The organism is Terrimonas ginsenosidimutans (assembly GCF_022012415.1).
GTDB lineage: Bacteria > Bacteroidota > Bacteroidia > Chitinophagales > Chitinophagaceae > Terrimonas_A > Terrimonas_A ginsenosidimutans.
Genome location: NZ_JAKLTR010000015.1, coordinates 22365 through 37771, shown reverse-complemented (window position 1 = coordinate 37771; position 15407 = coordinate 22365). Strand labels below are relative to the sequence as shown.

Here is a 15407-nt window from a genome sequence, read left to right as displayed (position 1 = left end):
TTCTAAGCAATCTGAAAGAATCTTCATGGTAAATCCGAAACAAGTGAAAAAAAGAATTCTCCAAATAATATTGTTACTGATGTCCGGCATCACCTTTACAGCATCCGCTCAATTGCGGCCTGCAGGAACTGCGGATAGCTCATCGGTCAATAAAAAAAATGAAACGGCGATTGACAGCAGTCAGATCTTTTCGGTCCGGCTGTTCCAGCAAATGGTTTTGAAGAATCATCCGATAGTAAGACAGGCGGTATTGCTGAGCGCCGCTGCAAGGGCTGATTTTATGCAGGCGCTGGGGAAGTTTGATCCCCTTCTGGAAAGTACTTTCGACCGGAAAGAATTCGGCAATACGGATTATTATGCTAACTGGAGCAATCAATTGAAAGTGCCGCTTTGGCTGGCGGGCGCCGATCTTAAGGTCGGGTATGATCATTTCACCGGAGAAAATGTGAATCCGCAGTATATCACACCGGAGCAGGGATTGAGCAGTGTTGGGATCTCCATTCCGATCGGCCAGGGTTTTGTGATCGATGCAAGAAGAAATGTCCTTCGACAAAGTAAGATCATGATGCGGTATGCAGAAGCGGAACGGATCAAACAGATCCTGTCTGTCTGGTATGCCGCTGTAAGCGATTACTGGAACTGGTATCTTGCCTTCACCGAGTATGTGTTGCTGAAAGAAGGGGTTGACCTGGCCACAACAAGGTTTGTAGCGTTACGCGGACAAACAATGATCGGAGATAAGCCGCCTATCGATACAATAGAAGCACGTATTACCGTGCAGGATCGCGAAATACAACTGGCAAAGCTTTCAATAGAGCTGAGCAACCGGCGACTGATCCTGAGCAACCATCTTTGGGACAGTGCATTCTCACCATTGGAGCTTCCCGACGCTGCAATTCCCGAGCATCCTGATGAGAACAAACTGAAACCCGAGAGTGAACAGGTGGATACACTGGTTCATTTTGCTTCAGCACAACATCCTGATCTCTTAATGTTAAGGGCCAGGGCGGCCAGGCTTGAAGTGGAACGTTCCTATAGACGAGAATTGCTGAAGCCGCGACTGAACCTGACCGGCTCACTGATCACAGCGAGAGATCGCTTTGGTGCATTCAACCCGCATTACTATGATCTTGCATGGCGCAATTACAAGTTTGGGGTTGATTTCTCCCTCCCGCTTTTTTTGCGCGCAGAACGTGGCAAACTTCGGGCAGTGAAAATTCAGCAGGATCAACTGGATCTCGACCTGCAGCAAACAGACAGGGAGATCCGTAATGAGATCATCACATCTTACAATACATTGCTGGCATACCGGGATCAGTTGGAGATACAGGTGGCCAGTATCGGCTATCAGCAACAGTTGCTGGATGCGGAACAACAGAAGTACGCGTTGGGGGAGAGTACACTTTTCCTGATCAATAGCAGGGAAACAAAGCTGATAGACATGAAGATCAAACGGGCTGAGATGATCGCAGGTTACCAGAAGTCACTGGCAAAGCTATATTACAATGCTGGTACACGATGATGTTGACTGGTATAACACGTGTAAGCACTACCGCATTGCGAATACTTCATTTCCATCCTCGCCAGACCTGTTTATTTTCACCCGTCAGGTGAAGGTGCAGGGAGCCGTCACAGTGTGTCACTATTTAAGTGGTAAGGTTTTCATTTTCTTTCCAAGATCACGGAAGCATTGTTCACGGTCTGTTATCCATTCTTGCTGAATACTGTCGAGTACAAGATGTGTATTGATCGGGTAGCTGTTTAACCAGTAATTTTTGAGCAACTCCAGTGATGTACTCCTGTCCTGGAAATCGCCCAGTTGATCCAGCAGCTCTTTAACCTCGCTGTCTGTCATTTTTCGTAGTATTTTTTTGTGCAATAGCCGGTATTCAGCACCGTCATAGATCTTCAGGTTGTAATAAAGATCCTTGAAGTATTTCCTGATGGTATGAAGATGATCATCTGCACTGATCCCGGATCTAAGAATTGCTTTGATAGCTGTCCATTGTAAACGGGCAAACCGGTGAAAATCGTGTAAGCTGAATTCAGCAGGCAGAAGGCTTTCTGTTTTTTTTCCACTGGCGGATAGAGGATCTTTATCCAGTTGTTTTTTCAGTTCAGGTACAAGCGTGAGGATGGAACGTTCTAAGGTGGTACAATGAGCTTGTGTCTGTTTTTTGTTTGCTGAAGCTTTCCTGATCCGTTGTTGCTCCAGCTGAAGGTCCCGGATCTTTCCGCATATTGAATACAACTGTTTTAATTTTTTAGCGGGTTTAATCTCTTTCTGTATACCGGGCAATGTGGACAGTAATCTGAAGAGTGCGCGCAGTTTTTTGTATTCAACCCTGAACTGGTGAATGGCTTCTTCGTCCATTTCTTTCATTCCGGAGATATGGTGTTCCATATTACGGTAGTGAGCATTGGTGATATCAAGGAGTTCCTTTCTGGTCATCTGGGATATTTTCAGGTAAGTAGATCAAACCGCCTGTAAACGATACAAGCAATGCGCCAGAACCGGGCATTGCCTGTATTAAATTTTTTACCATCAAAAAGGATACGCTATTTGATCCGTACGTTTTCGAAGCTACCGGTCAATTGAAGATAGCTTTGGTCTTTTGGATCTCCTGGAACTCCCGCCTGCAGGTTGCTCGGATCGTAGATCAGGTCCGGGATCTCGATCGAATAGTATCCGCTGATGAGGTGATTTGCGGGATCGTAAGCCGTAATAGTCAGCCTTCCGGTGAAAGACGAACCCATTTTGGTATCTATGATCCTGATCCTGGTTGCCTGCTGGTGGTCGCTGAATGTGTATCTCGCGTGTTCGATCTTATTTGCCGGGTCACTGAACGAATAGGTTTTTACCGGTGATGCCAGATGTTTTGTATGCAGTTGGAACGTGATGCCATCAGCCATGCTACGATCAGCTGCAGGTTCCGCAACGAAACTGAGTGATAACAGATCGTTTTCGAGCGTTGCATATGATACGAGGCCGGAGGTCTGGCTGTAGGAAGCTGTTTTCCGAAGATTATTTTGAAATGGGAGGGTGATCGTCCGGGTCATTTCCAGGGTGGCAGGTGGAATGATGATTTCTTCTTTATCCGTCTTGCATGATACAAGCGTTGCGGTCAGTAAGGCAGCGGTGATAATACGTGATACCATTTGGTGATTGTTTGCGTAAAACTAATGCACTGGCCATTCGTGTCAGGATGGGGCTGTTATGAACTGACTTTTTTGGAGCTGAACTGTAGCTTTTTCAAAACTGGATGTCCAGGGGGATGGACTTTACCAATTCCGGATCCAATGCCCTGGCTATCGATGCAAATGGACAGGTAGGTATCGGCATATCAGCCTTTGCAACCGGATACAAGCTTTCCGTTGGAGGAAACATTATAGCAGAAAAGGTAAAAGTAAGCTTGCAACCCTGGGCCGATTATGTTTTCGAGCCAACTTACAAGCTACCGGCATTACATGAAGTAGCTGCCTTCATTAAGGAAAATAAACATCTCCCTGGTGTACCTTCCGCGGCGGAAGTTGAAAAGAATGGTTTGGACCTTGGAGATAACCAGGCAACGCTCCTGAAAAAGATCGAAGAGCTGACCCTTTACATTCTTGAACAGGATCAACAACAGCAGAAACAGGCAAAGGCTTTAGAAAGTCAGGAAAAAATGATCAGGCAGCAGACAGAAGCGATCGATCAGTTAAAAAAGCAAATGGAGTTGCTACTCAAAAAAAGTTGAGGTTGATGAGTGCTCCGTTTAAATAAAGTGATACCAGATCTGAACTGGCTGGCGCGAAGAAAACGATAACACCTGTTGTTTTCTTCGCGTTTCTTTTTTAACTTCTCCGGATTGTTGTGATACTTTTACAAAAGTATTCCCTTGTCATAAATGATCGTAGGGTTAAAGTGTTTGATATTGTTTTAAAAGAATGTATGATCTAAGTAAAGATGAGAGCATCGCGAATAGTAAAGATGTCTAAATGGTTGCTGGCTGTATTTGCAGTGCTGGTTACTGTCGGTTGTATCCTGTTCTTTTATCAAACGGATGTAACGGATCAAATCGATCCCTATGAATATGGGCTTCCTTTTGAAAAAGGAGAAAGTTTCAGGGTTGTGCAGGGATATGGCGGCCTCTTCTCGCACGCTCACGTGGCAGCGATCGATTTTGCAATGCCTGTTGGTACATCTGTTCGCGCAGCGCGCGAAGGAATTATGTACAGTTATAAAGATGATAGTGATGAAGGCGGTATGTTCGAAGACAATAAGAGTAGTGCAAATTATATTATCATCAAACATGATGATGGCAGCTTTGGTTGCTACTGGCATCTGGCGAAAAATGGTGTGCTGGTAAAAAAAGGCCGCGTTTCGAAAGGGCAGGAAATTGCATTGAGTGGTGCAACAGGGCTTGTTATCAGACCGCATCTTCATTTTTCAGTAAAGAGGAGATTGACCTATGATAAAGATTCGTTTGTTCAAACGAAATTTAAAACCAGTAAAGGAGTGTTGATTCCCAGGAATGGCCGGAAGTATGAACGCCCGTGAACGGGGTTTTGTATATTAGCTGAATAATAATGCGCTGTTATGGGATTATTCGACCTCTTTAAAAAACCGAAAAAGATCGAAGATGAATTTTTCGGGACACTTACTTTAATAAAGCCTGGTGATCCCTCAAAGGCATTTTTGAGCGGTGCGGGATATTTTGCGCCGGCAGAAAAAGAGATCGAACACCTGATTGAAGCAAGTGAACAAGGCCCCTCTCAGAGTCAGCGGGATTTCTATCTCGACCTTCAGAGAAACTATGATCAATATCTTTTAAAGATCATTCCACGATTGGAAGAGGAGTTCAGGAAGTACGAGGAGAATTTCAGTATCAAAAACTTCAGGGAAGAATTTTCGTTGGATAGTCTTACCGTCCCCCGTATCACACGCGAAACTCCTGACTGGGAGATCAGCTTTACTACTATTCATGATGGGCATGTTTTTACTATCCAGATGACCGGAGATGCTCCGGGTGATATAACACTTGATGGATAAGCTTGTCATAAGCCGGCCCGGTCGCAATCTGCTGCGTATGATCAACGGCCAGCTAACAATATCGAATCGTCATTTTATTGCAATCATCCATGCTGATCACTATCTATAACCGCTTACAGAAATTCCTTTCACAGCCTTACCCTTTTTATTACCAGGGCCGGCTGTTAATAACAAGCTCGCTTATTCTGTTCATATCGGTGTTCCTTTTTAATTACCTGATTGAGCCTTTTGAGGTGAATGTACAGGAGCATAGAATGCCCTTTGTGTTCATCTGCCTGATCCATGCATTGATCCCCGCGATAATTTACTGGTTGTGCTTTTCACGATTGCAAAAGATCCCGGGATTGGATGAACGCTGGAATGTAGGCCGCGAAATAATTGTTATAGTCAGCCTGCTTTTACTGATAGGAATCGTTCAATTCCTGATCAGGGATGTGATCTATAACAATCCCAATAACTGGTCGTGGCGCTATTTTTATGAAGAGATCCGCAATGCGCTGCTCGTCGGTGCCCTTTTCAGCTGCATTTTTGTGCCGGCAAATTTTAACCGCCTCTATCGTCTTAACCGGTCCCATGCTGAGGCGTTGCCGGAAGTCAGGTTGCCGCAGGATGTTGTGACAGGTAAATTCATTCCGATCCAGACCCAGGTAAGAAGTGACGATTTTCTGCTTGATGCAGGCGCTCTTTTGTTTGCCCGTGCGGAAAAGAACTACGTGGAGATCTATCTCGACAATGACGGACTGGTCCATAAATTATTGAAACGGATCAGTATGAAGGAGCTGGAGGCGCAGTTGGCCGGTCTTCCTTTTTTATTGAAGACACACCGCTCTTATCTGGTCAACCTGCTCGTCATTGAAGAGGTGAGTGGCAATGCACAGGGTTATCGTCTTCGGTTGAAACAGTGTGATGAAGCGATCCCGGTTTCCCGCAACCTGATCGCCGCGTTTGAAGAAAAGCGAAAGTCCCTCTGAGCTTTGTTGTTCGTCCCAAAACCATGTTGCTGATCCCATTCACTGGTAAATAAGGAGTTAGAACGATAGGTTTGCACAAAATCATTTTATGCGCAGATATGAATTGGACTGGCTCCGCGTGATCGCCTTTGGGTTATTGATCTTCTACCATGTCGGAATGCTATTCGTTCCCTGGGGATTTCATCTGAAAAATAACCGGATCTACGACTGGCTGGTGTATCCGATGCTGTTTCTGAACCAATGGCGCCTGCCCCTGCTTTTCGTGATCTCCGGGATGGGGACATGGTTTGCCCTGCAAAACAGAACGGGAGGTCAGTTTGCCGGCGAGCGCATCAAACGTCTTTTGCTACCGCTTCTTTTTGGAATGGCGGTGATCGTGCCACCCCAGATCTACGCAGAACGCCTTGCGAAACATCAGTTCAGCGGTTCTTACCTGGATTTCTGGCCTGCAAGCCTGGCCAGCGAAGCCTACCCCATGGGCAACCTGAGCTGGCACCATCTATGGTTCCTGCCATACCTGTTGCTGTTCTCCCTTGTACTGATCCCGGCTTTTTTATATGTAAAGAAAAACCGGGGGAATGCCCTGTCTGCTTTTACTTCTAGACAACTGGCAAAGTCCTGGGGGATGTACATTTTTATCATCCCATTGTATCTTATCGAGGCTTTTATCGAGCCATTCTTCCCGGTAACGCATGCACTGACCGGTGACTGGTTTACAATCATCAATACCTGCACCTTGTTTTTCTTTGGTTTTCTCCTGATCTCATCCGGGGAGATCTTTTGGAAGGTAGTTCGTGATCACCGGCGCCGTAATCTTGTCTTTGCCATCGTGGCGTTTTTATTACTGATGGCAAGAAAATCATTTCTTCACGATTCTTATCTTGTTCATTTTACGGAAGCCTTTGTAAGTGTATTCAATTTCTGGAGCTGGATCCTTGTTTTGTTTGGGTATGCATCGGTCTACCTGACAAGGAGCAGCAGGTTTCTTGCTTATGCAAATGAAGCTGTATTCCCTTTTTACATTCTTCACCAGACTGTGATGATGGTGATCGCCTATTACCTGATAGATCAGTCGTATGGTTTTGTGGTAAAGTTCGTGTTGCTCGTTGCAGGAACTTTTGCCGGATCATTGCTGATCTATGAACTGCTGATCCGCAGATGGAAATTGATCAGACCATTGTTCGGACTAAAACAAAAAACAACACGCAGCAAGATCGTGGCGGCCGGTCCGGAAGCGATAAAGAAAGCTTCGCTGATCATTCTGGTAGTATCTCTCGCATTACCGGTCATTGCTGCTGATGTTCGCTATAAACATATCCTGATCACGAATGATGATGGCATTGGCGACAGGGAACGATTGATCGCACTGGCAAAAGCCGTAAAGACATCCGCAGAACGTGTTTCGATCCTCGTGTCAGATACAGATCGTTCAGGGTTTTCGAACAAATCGTTGATGGGGCAGGATCAACAGAACATAACGGTTAAAAAGCTTTCACCTGATACGCTCATGAATATATCGGTCTATACAACGAATGGTTATCCGGCAGATTGTGTGTTGCTCGGGTTGACAGGCTTCTTTGGAAATGAAAGACCAGACCTTGTATTGTCAGGAATAAACGGAGGCGCTAATGCCGGGCCCGAATGGTTTGGCTCAGGAACAATAGGTGCCGCAAGGATGGCTGCTTTTCTTGGCGTAAGGTCGGTTGCATTTTCAGGCTGTGACGAAGACAGCCCGCTATTTGGCAGGATCCTCAATTGGATCGCTGAGCTGATCAATTCCCCATTGGTGGCAACGATCGGAGATAAACAGTTTCTCACCGTAGGTTTTCCTGGAAAAGGGACTGAAATCGAAGGCGTGAAGATCGCTGAGCGACGCATTGCATGTGAATGGCCGGAGTATATCATCGCCCAACGCGCCGATGATCCAGAAAACGATCCGGCGGAACATGTGACTACCTGGAAGATGGGCTTCAGCGCCGACCCACGTAACATGAAAAAGATGTATGATGATGCGTTGATCGAAAAGAATTACATCGTGATCACTCCAATGACGATTGAGGAGAATAGTTCAGCACTATTGACAAAGTGGAGAACACAAAAGTTTCAACCACCCGCATTCCGGTAGCGAACAGCTTTCAATGATTTCCCGTCCCTGTCTTACCGATGGGGATGGTGGGAAATCTTTTGCTCATATTTATTTGTCATTGTTGAAACATCCACCTGAGGGTTACGAATAATGACAGACTATTTTTTATTTATTCCTCTTAAACCAGGAAAAGTGTCCAATAGAATAATCGGATCGGCACTTACGGCAGGTATTTTGATCAACTGGCCAATGGATATTCTTAAGTTGTATTGATGATCATGTTGACATAAGCATTCCTTTTACGACCTGGTTTCTTTTCCGCAAAATCTTAACTCTTTCTAATTTCTTTTTAAATCCAGTCACGTGGTGGCTTACGTACATCTATGCAATGTCAGCTTAAGGCCTTTTTAAATTATTAACCTAACTATTACCCAATGACCAAACTGTCAACCCTTTGCCTGCTTCTGGCGGGTTCCGTATTCTTCACCTCATGTGATAAAGATGATGACGATATGCAAAATGTATCCGGGCCGGATATTATGGTATATGGTCTTACAGAATCGAATGAACTTGTTTCATTCAATGCGAAAAGTCCGTCGATGTTCTCTTCCAAAAAAGCAATTACCGGAATTGGTTCTGGCGAAAAGCTGATGAGTATAGATTTTCGTCCGGCAACTGGAGAATTATATGCTTTATCAAATGCCAGCAAACTCTATGTGGTGAATACTTCCACAGCTGCGGGGCGTACGGTTGGATCTGCTGCATTCACACCGGCTTTGTCGGGTACAGTAGCCTCTATCGATTTTAACCCGACCCTCGATCGCATAAGATTGGTAAGTAATAATGGACAGAACCTACGCCTTCATCCTGAAACCGGTGTGACTGCCGGAACGGATGCTGCTATCAACGGCGGAGGCACTCCTGCGATCGGCGGTATCGCTTATACCAATAGTAAAGGAGGCGCATCTTCTACCACTTTGTATGATCTCGATGCTGCAAGCGGCAAACTGTTCAAGCAGGATCCTCCTAATAATGGAGTGCTTATTGAAATAGGGAGCCTCGGCTTTACTTTCTCCGGACAGGCCGCGTTTGATATCAACCCGGATAACAGTGTAGCGCTGGTTGCAGTGAAATCCGGTACTTCCAATCCATTGTATACGCTGGATCTGAATACAGGTAAAACCACCGGTATCGGCAATCTTTCACAGACATTACTGGATATAGCGATCCCGACAGATCCTGTAGCTTATGCTGTAGATGCGGCAAACAAACTTCATATATTCAATCCCGCGTCTCCAACAGTTGTTACAAAAAGCATAGACGGATTGCAGCCGGGAGAAACGATCCATGGGATCGATTTCCGTCCGGCAACAGGTCAGCTTTTCGCATTAGGCAGTACCAGCAGATTGTATGTATTGAACCTGGGAACAGGCGCCGCTGTGCAGGTTGGTGCCATTCCGTTCATTCCTGCGTTAAGCGGAACGGATTTTGGCTTCGATTTCAATCCAACTGTTGATCGTATTCGTGTTGTAAGCAATGCCGGGCAGAACCTTCGGTTGAATCCCGATAATGGTGTTGTCGCCGGAACGGATGGTGTGCTGAATCCGGGGACACCAGCGGTAAGTGCGGCAGCTTACACAAACAATTTCGCCGGATCAACCGCTACCAGGTTGTTTGTGATAGATCATACAACCGATAAACTGTATGAGCAGAATCCTCCTAACAATGGTGTGCTGGTAGAGATCGGCGCCCTTGGAGTTGATATCACCAGTGCAAACGGATTTGATATAGGTGGCACCAGTAATAAAGCATGGGTGCTTGCTACTGTCGGTGGAACAACCAGGATCTATACTGTGAATACAGGAACCGGTGCATTGACGGAGCCGGTGAATTTCCCTTCTGCGGTGAAAGGGTTTGCTGTAGGACTTGGTTTCTAAGCAGGTCTACCAATCAATTGAATCGTACCGGAAGAGCTGAACTATTTTTTGTTAAAGAAATAATTCAGCTCTTCCGGTACGTTTTTTTGTGCATTGTACAGTTCATTTTACAATGTCTTTCCAGAGAATAGTTTTATATTGGAAGTGCTTTGTAGGCCAAACATTAAATTGAGTAGCAGTTATGTATTGATCGATTTCTGGGGTAGCTGGTGTTTGCCTTGCAGAAAAGGCCATCCGCATATGATAGATCTTTATGAAAAATACCGGAATAAAGGGTTAGAGATCGTTGGCGTCGCCGCTGATGATAACACGCAGGATGCGTGGAGAAAAGCCATTGTGGATGATAAGTTGCCATGGAAACAGGTGTTACCGGGAAGAAATACGCCAACAGATCCGTCCGTTCCCTATGGTATCAGTTCTTATCCCACAAAGATCCTTGTAGATAGATCGGGTAAGATAATTGGCCGGTTTGAGGAAGATATGAGTGCCCTGGATAAATTGCTGTCGGATCTGTTAAAATGAAGAGAGTTGTTTCCTGATAAGATAACTATCGGAGTGTCTTAATTTTTTTCCTTATGAGTTACTGGGGCTATTTATTTTCTGCACTGGGCTACCTGGCACTGTCACTGCTGATTTCCGTGTTTTTAGGGACAAGGTTTAGCAGCAAGCTATTCACTGTAAAAATAAAAGCAGTCCTGGGATCGTTCCTTCGCGTCTTTATTGTTCTTTTCGCAGCTGTATTATATCTTGACATGGAGTTCTTAAATGGCCTGATCATGTTTGTGGGCCTGTTCAGCTTTTATGCCTTTGTACTTTTCTTAAGGGATGATACTCGATATCTTACTGAGGTGGAAAATACTGGAGAGATCACCCGTCTCCATTTTCTTACACCTTTTGCCGTTTCCCGGTATGTGGACATAGAAACGAGGCAAGTTGCCGAAATGATTATGAGAAAAGAGCGGTCATTGAATTACTATCCCATAGTAATACGAATCAGATACAAAGCGGAAAGTATTGAGTTTATGATCATTGACAGAAAACTCAGGGAACGGCTTGAGGGCAGGCTGGCCCATCTGGAAACCCTTGTGCAGGCCGGAAAAGTTTAGTGCACAAATCGGTTATTTCCGCGCTGAATTTCCATCGCAAGGCCTACCTTCACTCCGTGAACCAAACCCTTAAGAAACCTTTCTTCGCAAAGATCAGCAGCCTGCTTCTGCTGGCAGTCTGTTTCAATGATACTGCCGTTGCGCAGGATGAAACGCCCGCTCAAAAGCGTCCTAACTTTCTCATGAGGCAGGTGAACAGGATCTTTAATGATACTGCTGCAGATAACCAGCCCAGTTTGACTTATTATCCTTCGTTCGCTTATGCCCCTGAAACAGGAATTGAACTGGGTGCATCTATATTAAAACTATTCCGCGCAAAACAAGATCCTGCAAACAGGTTGAGCGAGATACAGGCTTTTGCTTTTTTTACGTTCAACTCTCAATATGGACTATGGATCGATAACGCCATCTACGGAGATAAGGATAAATGGTTCTTCCTGGGAAGAACAAGGCTGCAGCGGTTTCCCCTTTTTTATTATGGGATCGGATCGGAGACAAAGCCGCATAACTATGCCGTTGTGGATGCCAATAATATCATTTTCCGGCAAAGGATCTTACGTAAGATAAAACCCAATTTCTTTATCGGACCTGAAGTTGATTTCCAGCTCTTGTCTGATGTGAATTTCAAACAACCTGACCAGGATCCGCATGAGTTGCCCACAGGGAGTAATGGCTCTACCAACCTGGGCCTGGGTGTTGCTGTTGTGTATGACAATCGTCATAATGTCCTGAATGTTCGCGAGGGGCTTTTTGCGGAGCTGGCGTTTCTTCAGTATTCGCCGGGCTGGGGGAGTAAGTACAGGTTCAACAGTATCAATGCTGATCTCCGTTCATTTCACCGCGTGAGCAAGCGCAACGTATTTGCATGGCAGATGTACGCAACATTTTTGCACGGTGAAGTACCTTTTAACCAGATGGCTTTAATGGGCGGGGATATGGGGATGCGGGGCTATTACCAGGGACGTTTCCGGGACAGGAATCTTGTCGGTACGCAGGCTGAATTCAGGATGCTGCCCTTATCCTTTTCAAAAAGAATTGGAGCTGCCGTTTTTGGTGGCGCTGCAGTAGTGGCTCCAAAACTGAATCATATCCATGCAAGAAATGTACGTTACTCAGGAGGAGTAGGGTTACGCTACCTGCTATTCCCGAAAAAAGATATCTACCTGCGATTTGATCTCGGATTCACTACAGAAGGGTCCAGTTTTTATATCTATAGCGGAGAAGCTTTTTAGAAAGTAAAAATTCAAAAGTAAAAAGTAAAAAGATTACCCAACATGCAGAACAGTGTTCTGCCCAAGGGGTAATATTTTTTACTTTTTACTTTTGAATTTTTACTTTTATTGCACTTTCGCAACAAACGTCACCTCCACATCCGTTCCTGATTTATTACTGTCAACTGCATCAGCTGCTGCTTTGGCGGGAGGGTTGCCAGGGTAGTGTCGAAGCGTTATTTTAACGGTGCCATTGGCTGCTGCTGCAGTGGTCCATGTGCTTGTAAGACCCAGGGGTATACCATTCGCATCATTATTCAGATTGTTTACAGTGATGTTACTGCCAGCGGATGGCTGATAGTAGAAACGATGAGCATCAGCTTCGGCTTCTACTTCTTCTGTGATGTCTTCAGCAGGCGTATGGGTTTCATTCAACAACTGCACGGCTACTGTGTAAGTTTTAGATGGAGCAAGTACGATCTCGTCCTGAGTGGGAGCTGCGCCACCCGGACCGTCCGGGTCTCTGAACTGGAAGTTCGTTGCGGTGCCACCGCCCACGGGCGTAAACGTGAGTTTCAGCGTGGTGATCACTTCTTCGTGGTTCTCTTCCACGATATCATCATCCTTGCTGCAGGCAGTTAAAAGGCCGGTCGTGAGAAACGCCGCAAAGGCGATCTTTGTCAGTTGTGCTTTCATTTATTTGTTTTTAGTGATTACGAATGAATATGTCAGTGTGCGCTTTTTTCAAAGCTGATCTTCAGGCGAAGACTGACATTGCGCCCCATCTCATCTGTGAAATAACGCATACTGTTGAGATAGTCACGGTAGCGTGTGTTGAACAAATTGCGGACTCCCGCACCCAATGTAAAAGGCCAGCCGCCCAGTTGAAAGGTGGTCGACGCCTGCAGATTCACCAATTGATAGGCAGCTGGCGGTGCTTTGTAATCCTGTTTGCCATTTGTTTCGTCTGGTGTGCGGCGTTGCCTGTCCACACCAATCCATTCAGCAGAAATATAGTTACCCGTGAAAGCGCCTCTGTCTGCAAACGAATAGCTGATCTCACCACTCAGCCTGTTTGCCGGCATTAGTATCAGCCAGTCACGGGTAGTTCGGTTATAGCCGTAGAGGATAGCCAGTTTTGTATTGAATTGAATAGCTTTTGCAGGCATCCATGATGTGGAAAGGTCAACACCTGTAAGCATTGCGTTTGTTTGCTGATATTCGAGCAGTGGAAATGCACCTGCAATGGTTAGTACCGGACTGCCCGGTACTGGCTGCTGATAGATAAAATCTTTTATAAGGTTTGCATGGAGCAATACATCCGCGTGAAACGTGTTTTCATTATTGTGAAAGCGTATACCGGAAGAAAGCGAAACTGACCGTTCTGGTTTTAGATTGATATCGCCTTTTTCATAGTTGGCAGTACCATGATGAAGGCCATCACTCAACAACTCATTTACGTAAGGTGCGCGGCTGGAAAAGCTTATTCCGAGATTCAAATCCCAATTGGAGGAAGCTTTATAATTTGCGTTCAAAGAAGAAGCCAGCGTGGAGAAGCTAAAATCATGGTCAAGTGTATCTCCGTTGAACTTCAGCCTTCTGGTTTCGATCATTTTATAGTCGTAACGCACACCCGCCTGAAGCTCCCATTTATGGCGGCTCCATTTTTCTATCCAGTAACCGCCAAACGTATAAGCTTCATAGTTTGGGATAAAATACCGTCCGCTATACCGGTTCTGTTGTTGAGACATGGCAATCCCTGCTGTTCCCGTCAGATTATTTTTCCGGGGGTGTTCCCAGTTCAGGTCTTCAGAGATGGTATAGATAGAAAGATCTAATTGCGGGCGATCATTCGTGCTACTGCGGACGATATCAAATTCCTTCCGCTGGTTGAACTGACCTGCAACAGAAAGATTGAATTTATGCTGACCTGTGCGTAATGTTGATCTTGATTTGATCAGTTGATGCATCACCTGCTGATAAGGTCTGTCGATCCTGTAAGTATTCTCTCCGGTAAAAACATCCGCAGGTTTGGGGGCATCGATCGCGTGTTGCAGATCGGTGAGATTGCCGATATGTGACCCTCTGAAGATGCCAAGCTTAGTTGCGAACTGGCTGTAAAAAAGTTCGGTTTGAAAATTTTGTCTGCGCCATCCTGTGGTGATAGAGAAGTTACGTTCTTCAGAACCAGTGTTATTCAAACGATAATCCGGGGTTGCAGCGTTGGCGCCTTTTTTGAACGTTCCCTGGATCCGATAAGTAAATGCGGGAAGACTTTTCAATTGTTGTTCCCAGATGCCCGAGACGACCATCTGTCGATTATTGGTTGAATAACCGGTATTGAATTCTGCATTGTAACCTGGCGAGACGCGAAGCGTACGTGGCTCAACGAGTATCACCCCGGCGATTGCATCAGAGCCATATTTCAGTTCATCAACGCCTTTGATCACGGTCAGCCTGTTGGCAATAAAAGGATCGATCTCCGGGGCATGTTCATTTCCCCATTGCTGCCCTTCCTGCCTTACACCATTATTGATCATCAGGATCCGGCTGCTGTGCAAACCGTGTATCACAGGTTTTGAAATGGTGGACCCGGTTTGCAGCATCGTTACACCATTCATTTTGCTTAATGCTTCTGCAAGAGAGAGACCCCGGGTCTCTTCGAGTTGCTGACCGGATAGTTCTTTTTTAAATCCTGTATTTGGCGTTCCTTTTCTTGCTTCAACGACTACTTCTCCCAGTGTTTTCAAGGCGTGCGGAAGAAAGATATCGAGATGAAGATCTTTCTGGAGATCGACCTCCCGGATCACTGAATCGCAGTTCACATGACTGATCACAACCGAGTATCTTCCCACGCAGAGGCCATTAAAACGAAAATCACCACGTTCGTTCGTGATCGTTTGATACGATGTGCCGCGTATGGAAACGACAGCCGAGGCGAGCATTTCTTTTGTACTGGCATCTTCAACATGACCGGAAAAAGACAGGTTGCACGGTTGGGCAACCAGTAGGAATGGGGCAACAATCAATGCTGCCACTGCGAATAGACGTTTCACTCTCTTAA

The 15407-nt window shown here is 45.6% G+C and carries 14 protein-coding genes; 10 read left to right on the top strand and 4 right to left on the bottom strand.

The annotated features are described in order from the left end of the window. Window positions 1-43 precede the first annotated feature (43 nt). A complete protein-coding gene (locus LZZ85_RS20685; protein WP_237875265.1) occupies window positions 44-1522 on the top strand; it encodes a TolC family protein in 1479 nt (492 codons plus the stop codon). Window positions 1523-1642: 120 nt separating this feature from the next. Here the strand turns inward: LZZ85_RS20685 and LZZ85_RS20680 are convergent, their stop codons facing one another. Further along, the gene (locus LZZ85_RS20680; RefSeq protein WP_237875264.1) at window positions 1643-2452 is read right to left on the bottom strand and encodes a CHAD domain-containing protein; all 810 of its coding nucleotides are present in this window, start codon (window positions 2450-2452) and stop codon (window positions 1643-1645) included. A 107-nt stretch (window positions 2453-2559) separates the two neighbouring features. After that, on the bottom strand, window positions 2560-3159 hold the full coding sequence (locus LZZ85_RS20675) for a hypothetical protein (RefSeq protein WP_237875263.1): 600 nt from the start codon (window positions 3157-3159) through the stop codon (window positions 2560-2562). A 116-nt stretch (window positions 3160-3275) separates the two neighbouring features. Here LZZ85_RS20675 and LZZ85_RS20670 point away from each other — a divergent pair, with 116 nt between their 5' ends. From LZZ85_RS20670 to LZZ85_RS20630, 9 genes are all read left to right on the top strand, one after another. After that, a complete protein-coding gene (locus LZZ85_RS20670) occupies window positions 3276-3737 on the top strand; it encodes a hypothetical protein (protein ID WP_237875262.1) in 462 nt (153 codons plus the stop codon). 209 nt (window positions 3738-3946) lie between these two features. Next, window positions 3947-4540: a M23 family metallopeptidase gene (locus LZZ85_RS20665; protein WP_237875261.1), complete on the top strand. Its 594-nt coding sequence runs from the start codon at window positions 3947-3949 to the stop codon at window positions 4538-4540. Window positions 4541-4579: 39 nt separating this feature from the next. Then, entirely contained in the window at window positions 4580-5032 is a 453-nt protein-coding gene (locus tag LZZ85_RS20660; RefSeq protein ID WP_237875260.1) for a hypothetical protein, read from the top strand. 89 nt (window positions 5033-5121) lie between these two features. Next, the gene (locus LZZ85_RS20655; RefSeq protein ID WP_237875259.1) at window positions 5122-6003 is read left to right on the top strand and encodes a LytR/AlgR family response regulator transcription factor; all 882 of its coding nucleotides are present in this window, start codon (window positions 5122-5124) and stop codon (window positions 6001-6003) included. A gap of 88 nt (window positions 6004-6091) precedes the next feature. Next, window positions 6092-8128 carry a 5'/3'-nucleotidase SurE gene (locus LZZ85_RS20650; RefSeq protein WP_237875258.1) on the top strand — a complete coding sequence of 679 codons (2037 nt, stop codon included), beginning with the start codon at window positions 6092-6094 and terminating at the stop codon, window positions 8126-8128. A 395-nt stretch (window positions 8129-8523) separates the two neighbouring features. Further along, entirely contained in the window at window positions 8524-10026 is a 1503-nt protein-coding gene (locus LZZ85_RS20645) for a DUF4394 domain-containing protein (RefSeq protein ID WP_237875257.1), read from the top strand. Window positions 10027-10194: 168 nt separating this feature from the next. Next, a complete protein-coding gene (locus LZZ85_RS20640) occupies window positions 10195-10548 on the top strand; it encodes a TlpA family protein disulfide reductase (RefSeq protein WP_237875256.1) in 354 nt (117 codons plus the stop codon). A gap of 53 nt (window positions 10549-10601) precedes the next feature. Further along, complete coding sequence (locus LZZ85_RS20635) at window positions 10602-11132, top strand: hypothetical protein (protein WP_237875255.1); 531 nt, start codon at window positions 10602-10604, stop codon at window positions 11130-11132. A gap of 56 nt (window positions 11133-11188) precedes the next feature. After that, window positions 11189-12364 carry a BamA/TamA family outer membrane protein gene (locus LZZ85_RS20630; RefSeq protein ID WP_237875254.1) on the top strand — a complete coding sequence of 392 codons (1176 nt, stop codon included), beginning with the start codon at window positions 11189-11191 and terminating at the stop codon, window positions 12362-12364. A gap of 105 nt (window positions 12365-12469) precedes the next feature. Here the strand turns inward: LZZ85_RS20630 and LZZ85_RS20625 are convergent, their stop codons facing one another. Together LZZ85_RS20625 and LZZ85_RS20620 are read right to left on the bottom strand one after the other, a co-directional pair. After that, window positions 12470-13039 carry a hypothetical protein gene (locus LZZ85_RS20625; RefSeq protein WP_237875253.1) on the bottom strand — a complete coding sequence of 190 codons (570 nt, stop codon included), beginning with the start codon at window positions 13037-13039 and terminating at the stop codon, window positions 12470-12472. Window positions 13040-13071: 32 nt separating this feature from the next. Next, window positions 13072-15399: a TonB-dependent receptor gene (locus LZZ85_RS20620; RefSeq protein ID WP_237875252.1), complete on the bottom strand. Its 2328-nt coding sequence runs from the start codon at window positions 15397-15399 to the stop codon at window positions 13072-13074. Between the last annotated feature and the right edge of the window lie 8 nt (window positions 15400-15407).

Excerpts from the sequence above, each read along its gene's own strand:
- LZZ85_RS20680 (WP_237875264.1), bottom strand. The coding sequence starts at position 2,452 with ATGACCAGAAAGGAACTCCTTGATATCACCAATGCTCACTACCGTAAT.
- LZZ85_RS20675 (WP_237875263.1), bottom strand. The coding sequence starts at position 3,159 with ATGGTATCACGTATTATCACCGCTGCCTTACTGACCGCAACGCTTGTA.
- LZZ85_RS20670 (WP_237875262.1), top strand. The coding sequence starts at position 3,276 with ATGGACTTTACCAATTCCGGATCCAATGCCCTGGCTATCGATGCAAAT.
- LZZ85_RS20665 (WP_237875261.1), top strand. The coding sequence starts at position 3,947 with ATGAGAGCATCGCGAATAGTAAAGATGTCTAAATGGTTGCTGGCTGTA.
- LZZ85_RS20660 (WP_237875260.1), top strand. The coding sequence starts at position 4,580 with ATGGGATTATTCGACCTCTTTAAAAAACCGAAAAAGATCGAAGATGAA.
- LZZ85_RS20655 (WP_237875259.1), top strand. The coding sequence starts at position 5,122 with ATGCTGATCACTATCTATAACCGCTTACAGAAATTCCTTTCACAGCCT.
- LZZ85_RS20650 (WP_237875258.1), top strand. The coding sequence starts at position 6,092 with ATGCGCAGATATGAATTGGACTGGCTCCGCGTGATCGCCTTTGGGTTA.
- LZZ85_RS20645 (WP_237875257.1), top strand. The coding sequence starts at position 8,524 with ATGACCAAACTGTCAACCCTTTGCCTGCTTCTGGCGGGTTCCGTATTC.
- LZZ85_RS20635 (WP_237875255.1), top strand. The coding sequence starts at position 10,602 with ATGAGTTACTGGGGCTATTTATTTTCTGCACTGGGCTACCTGGCACTG.
- LZZ85_RS20625 (WP_237875253.1), bottom strand. The coding sequence starts at position 13,039 with ATGAAAGCACAACTGACAAAGATCGCCTTTGCGGCGTTTCTCACGACC.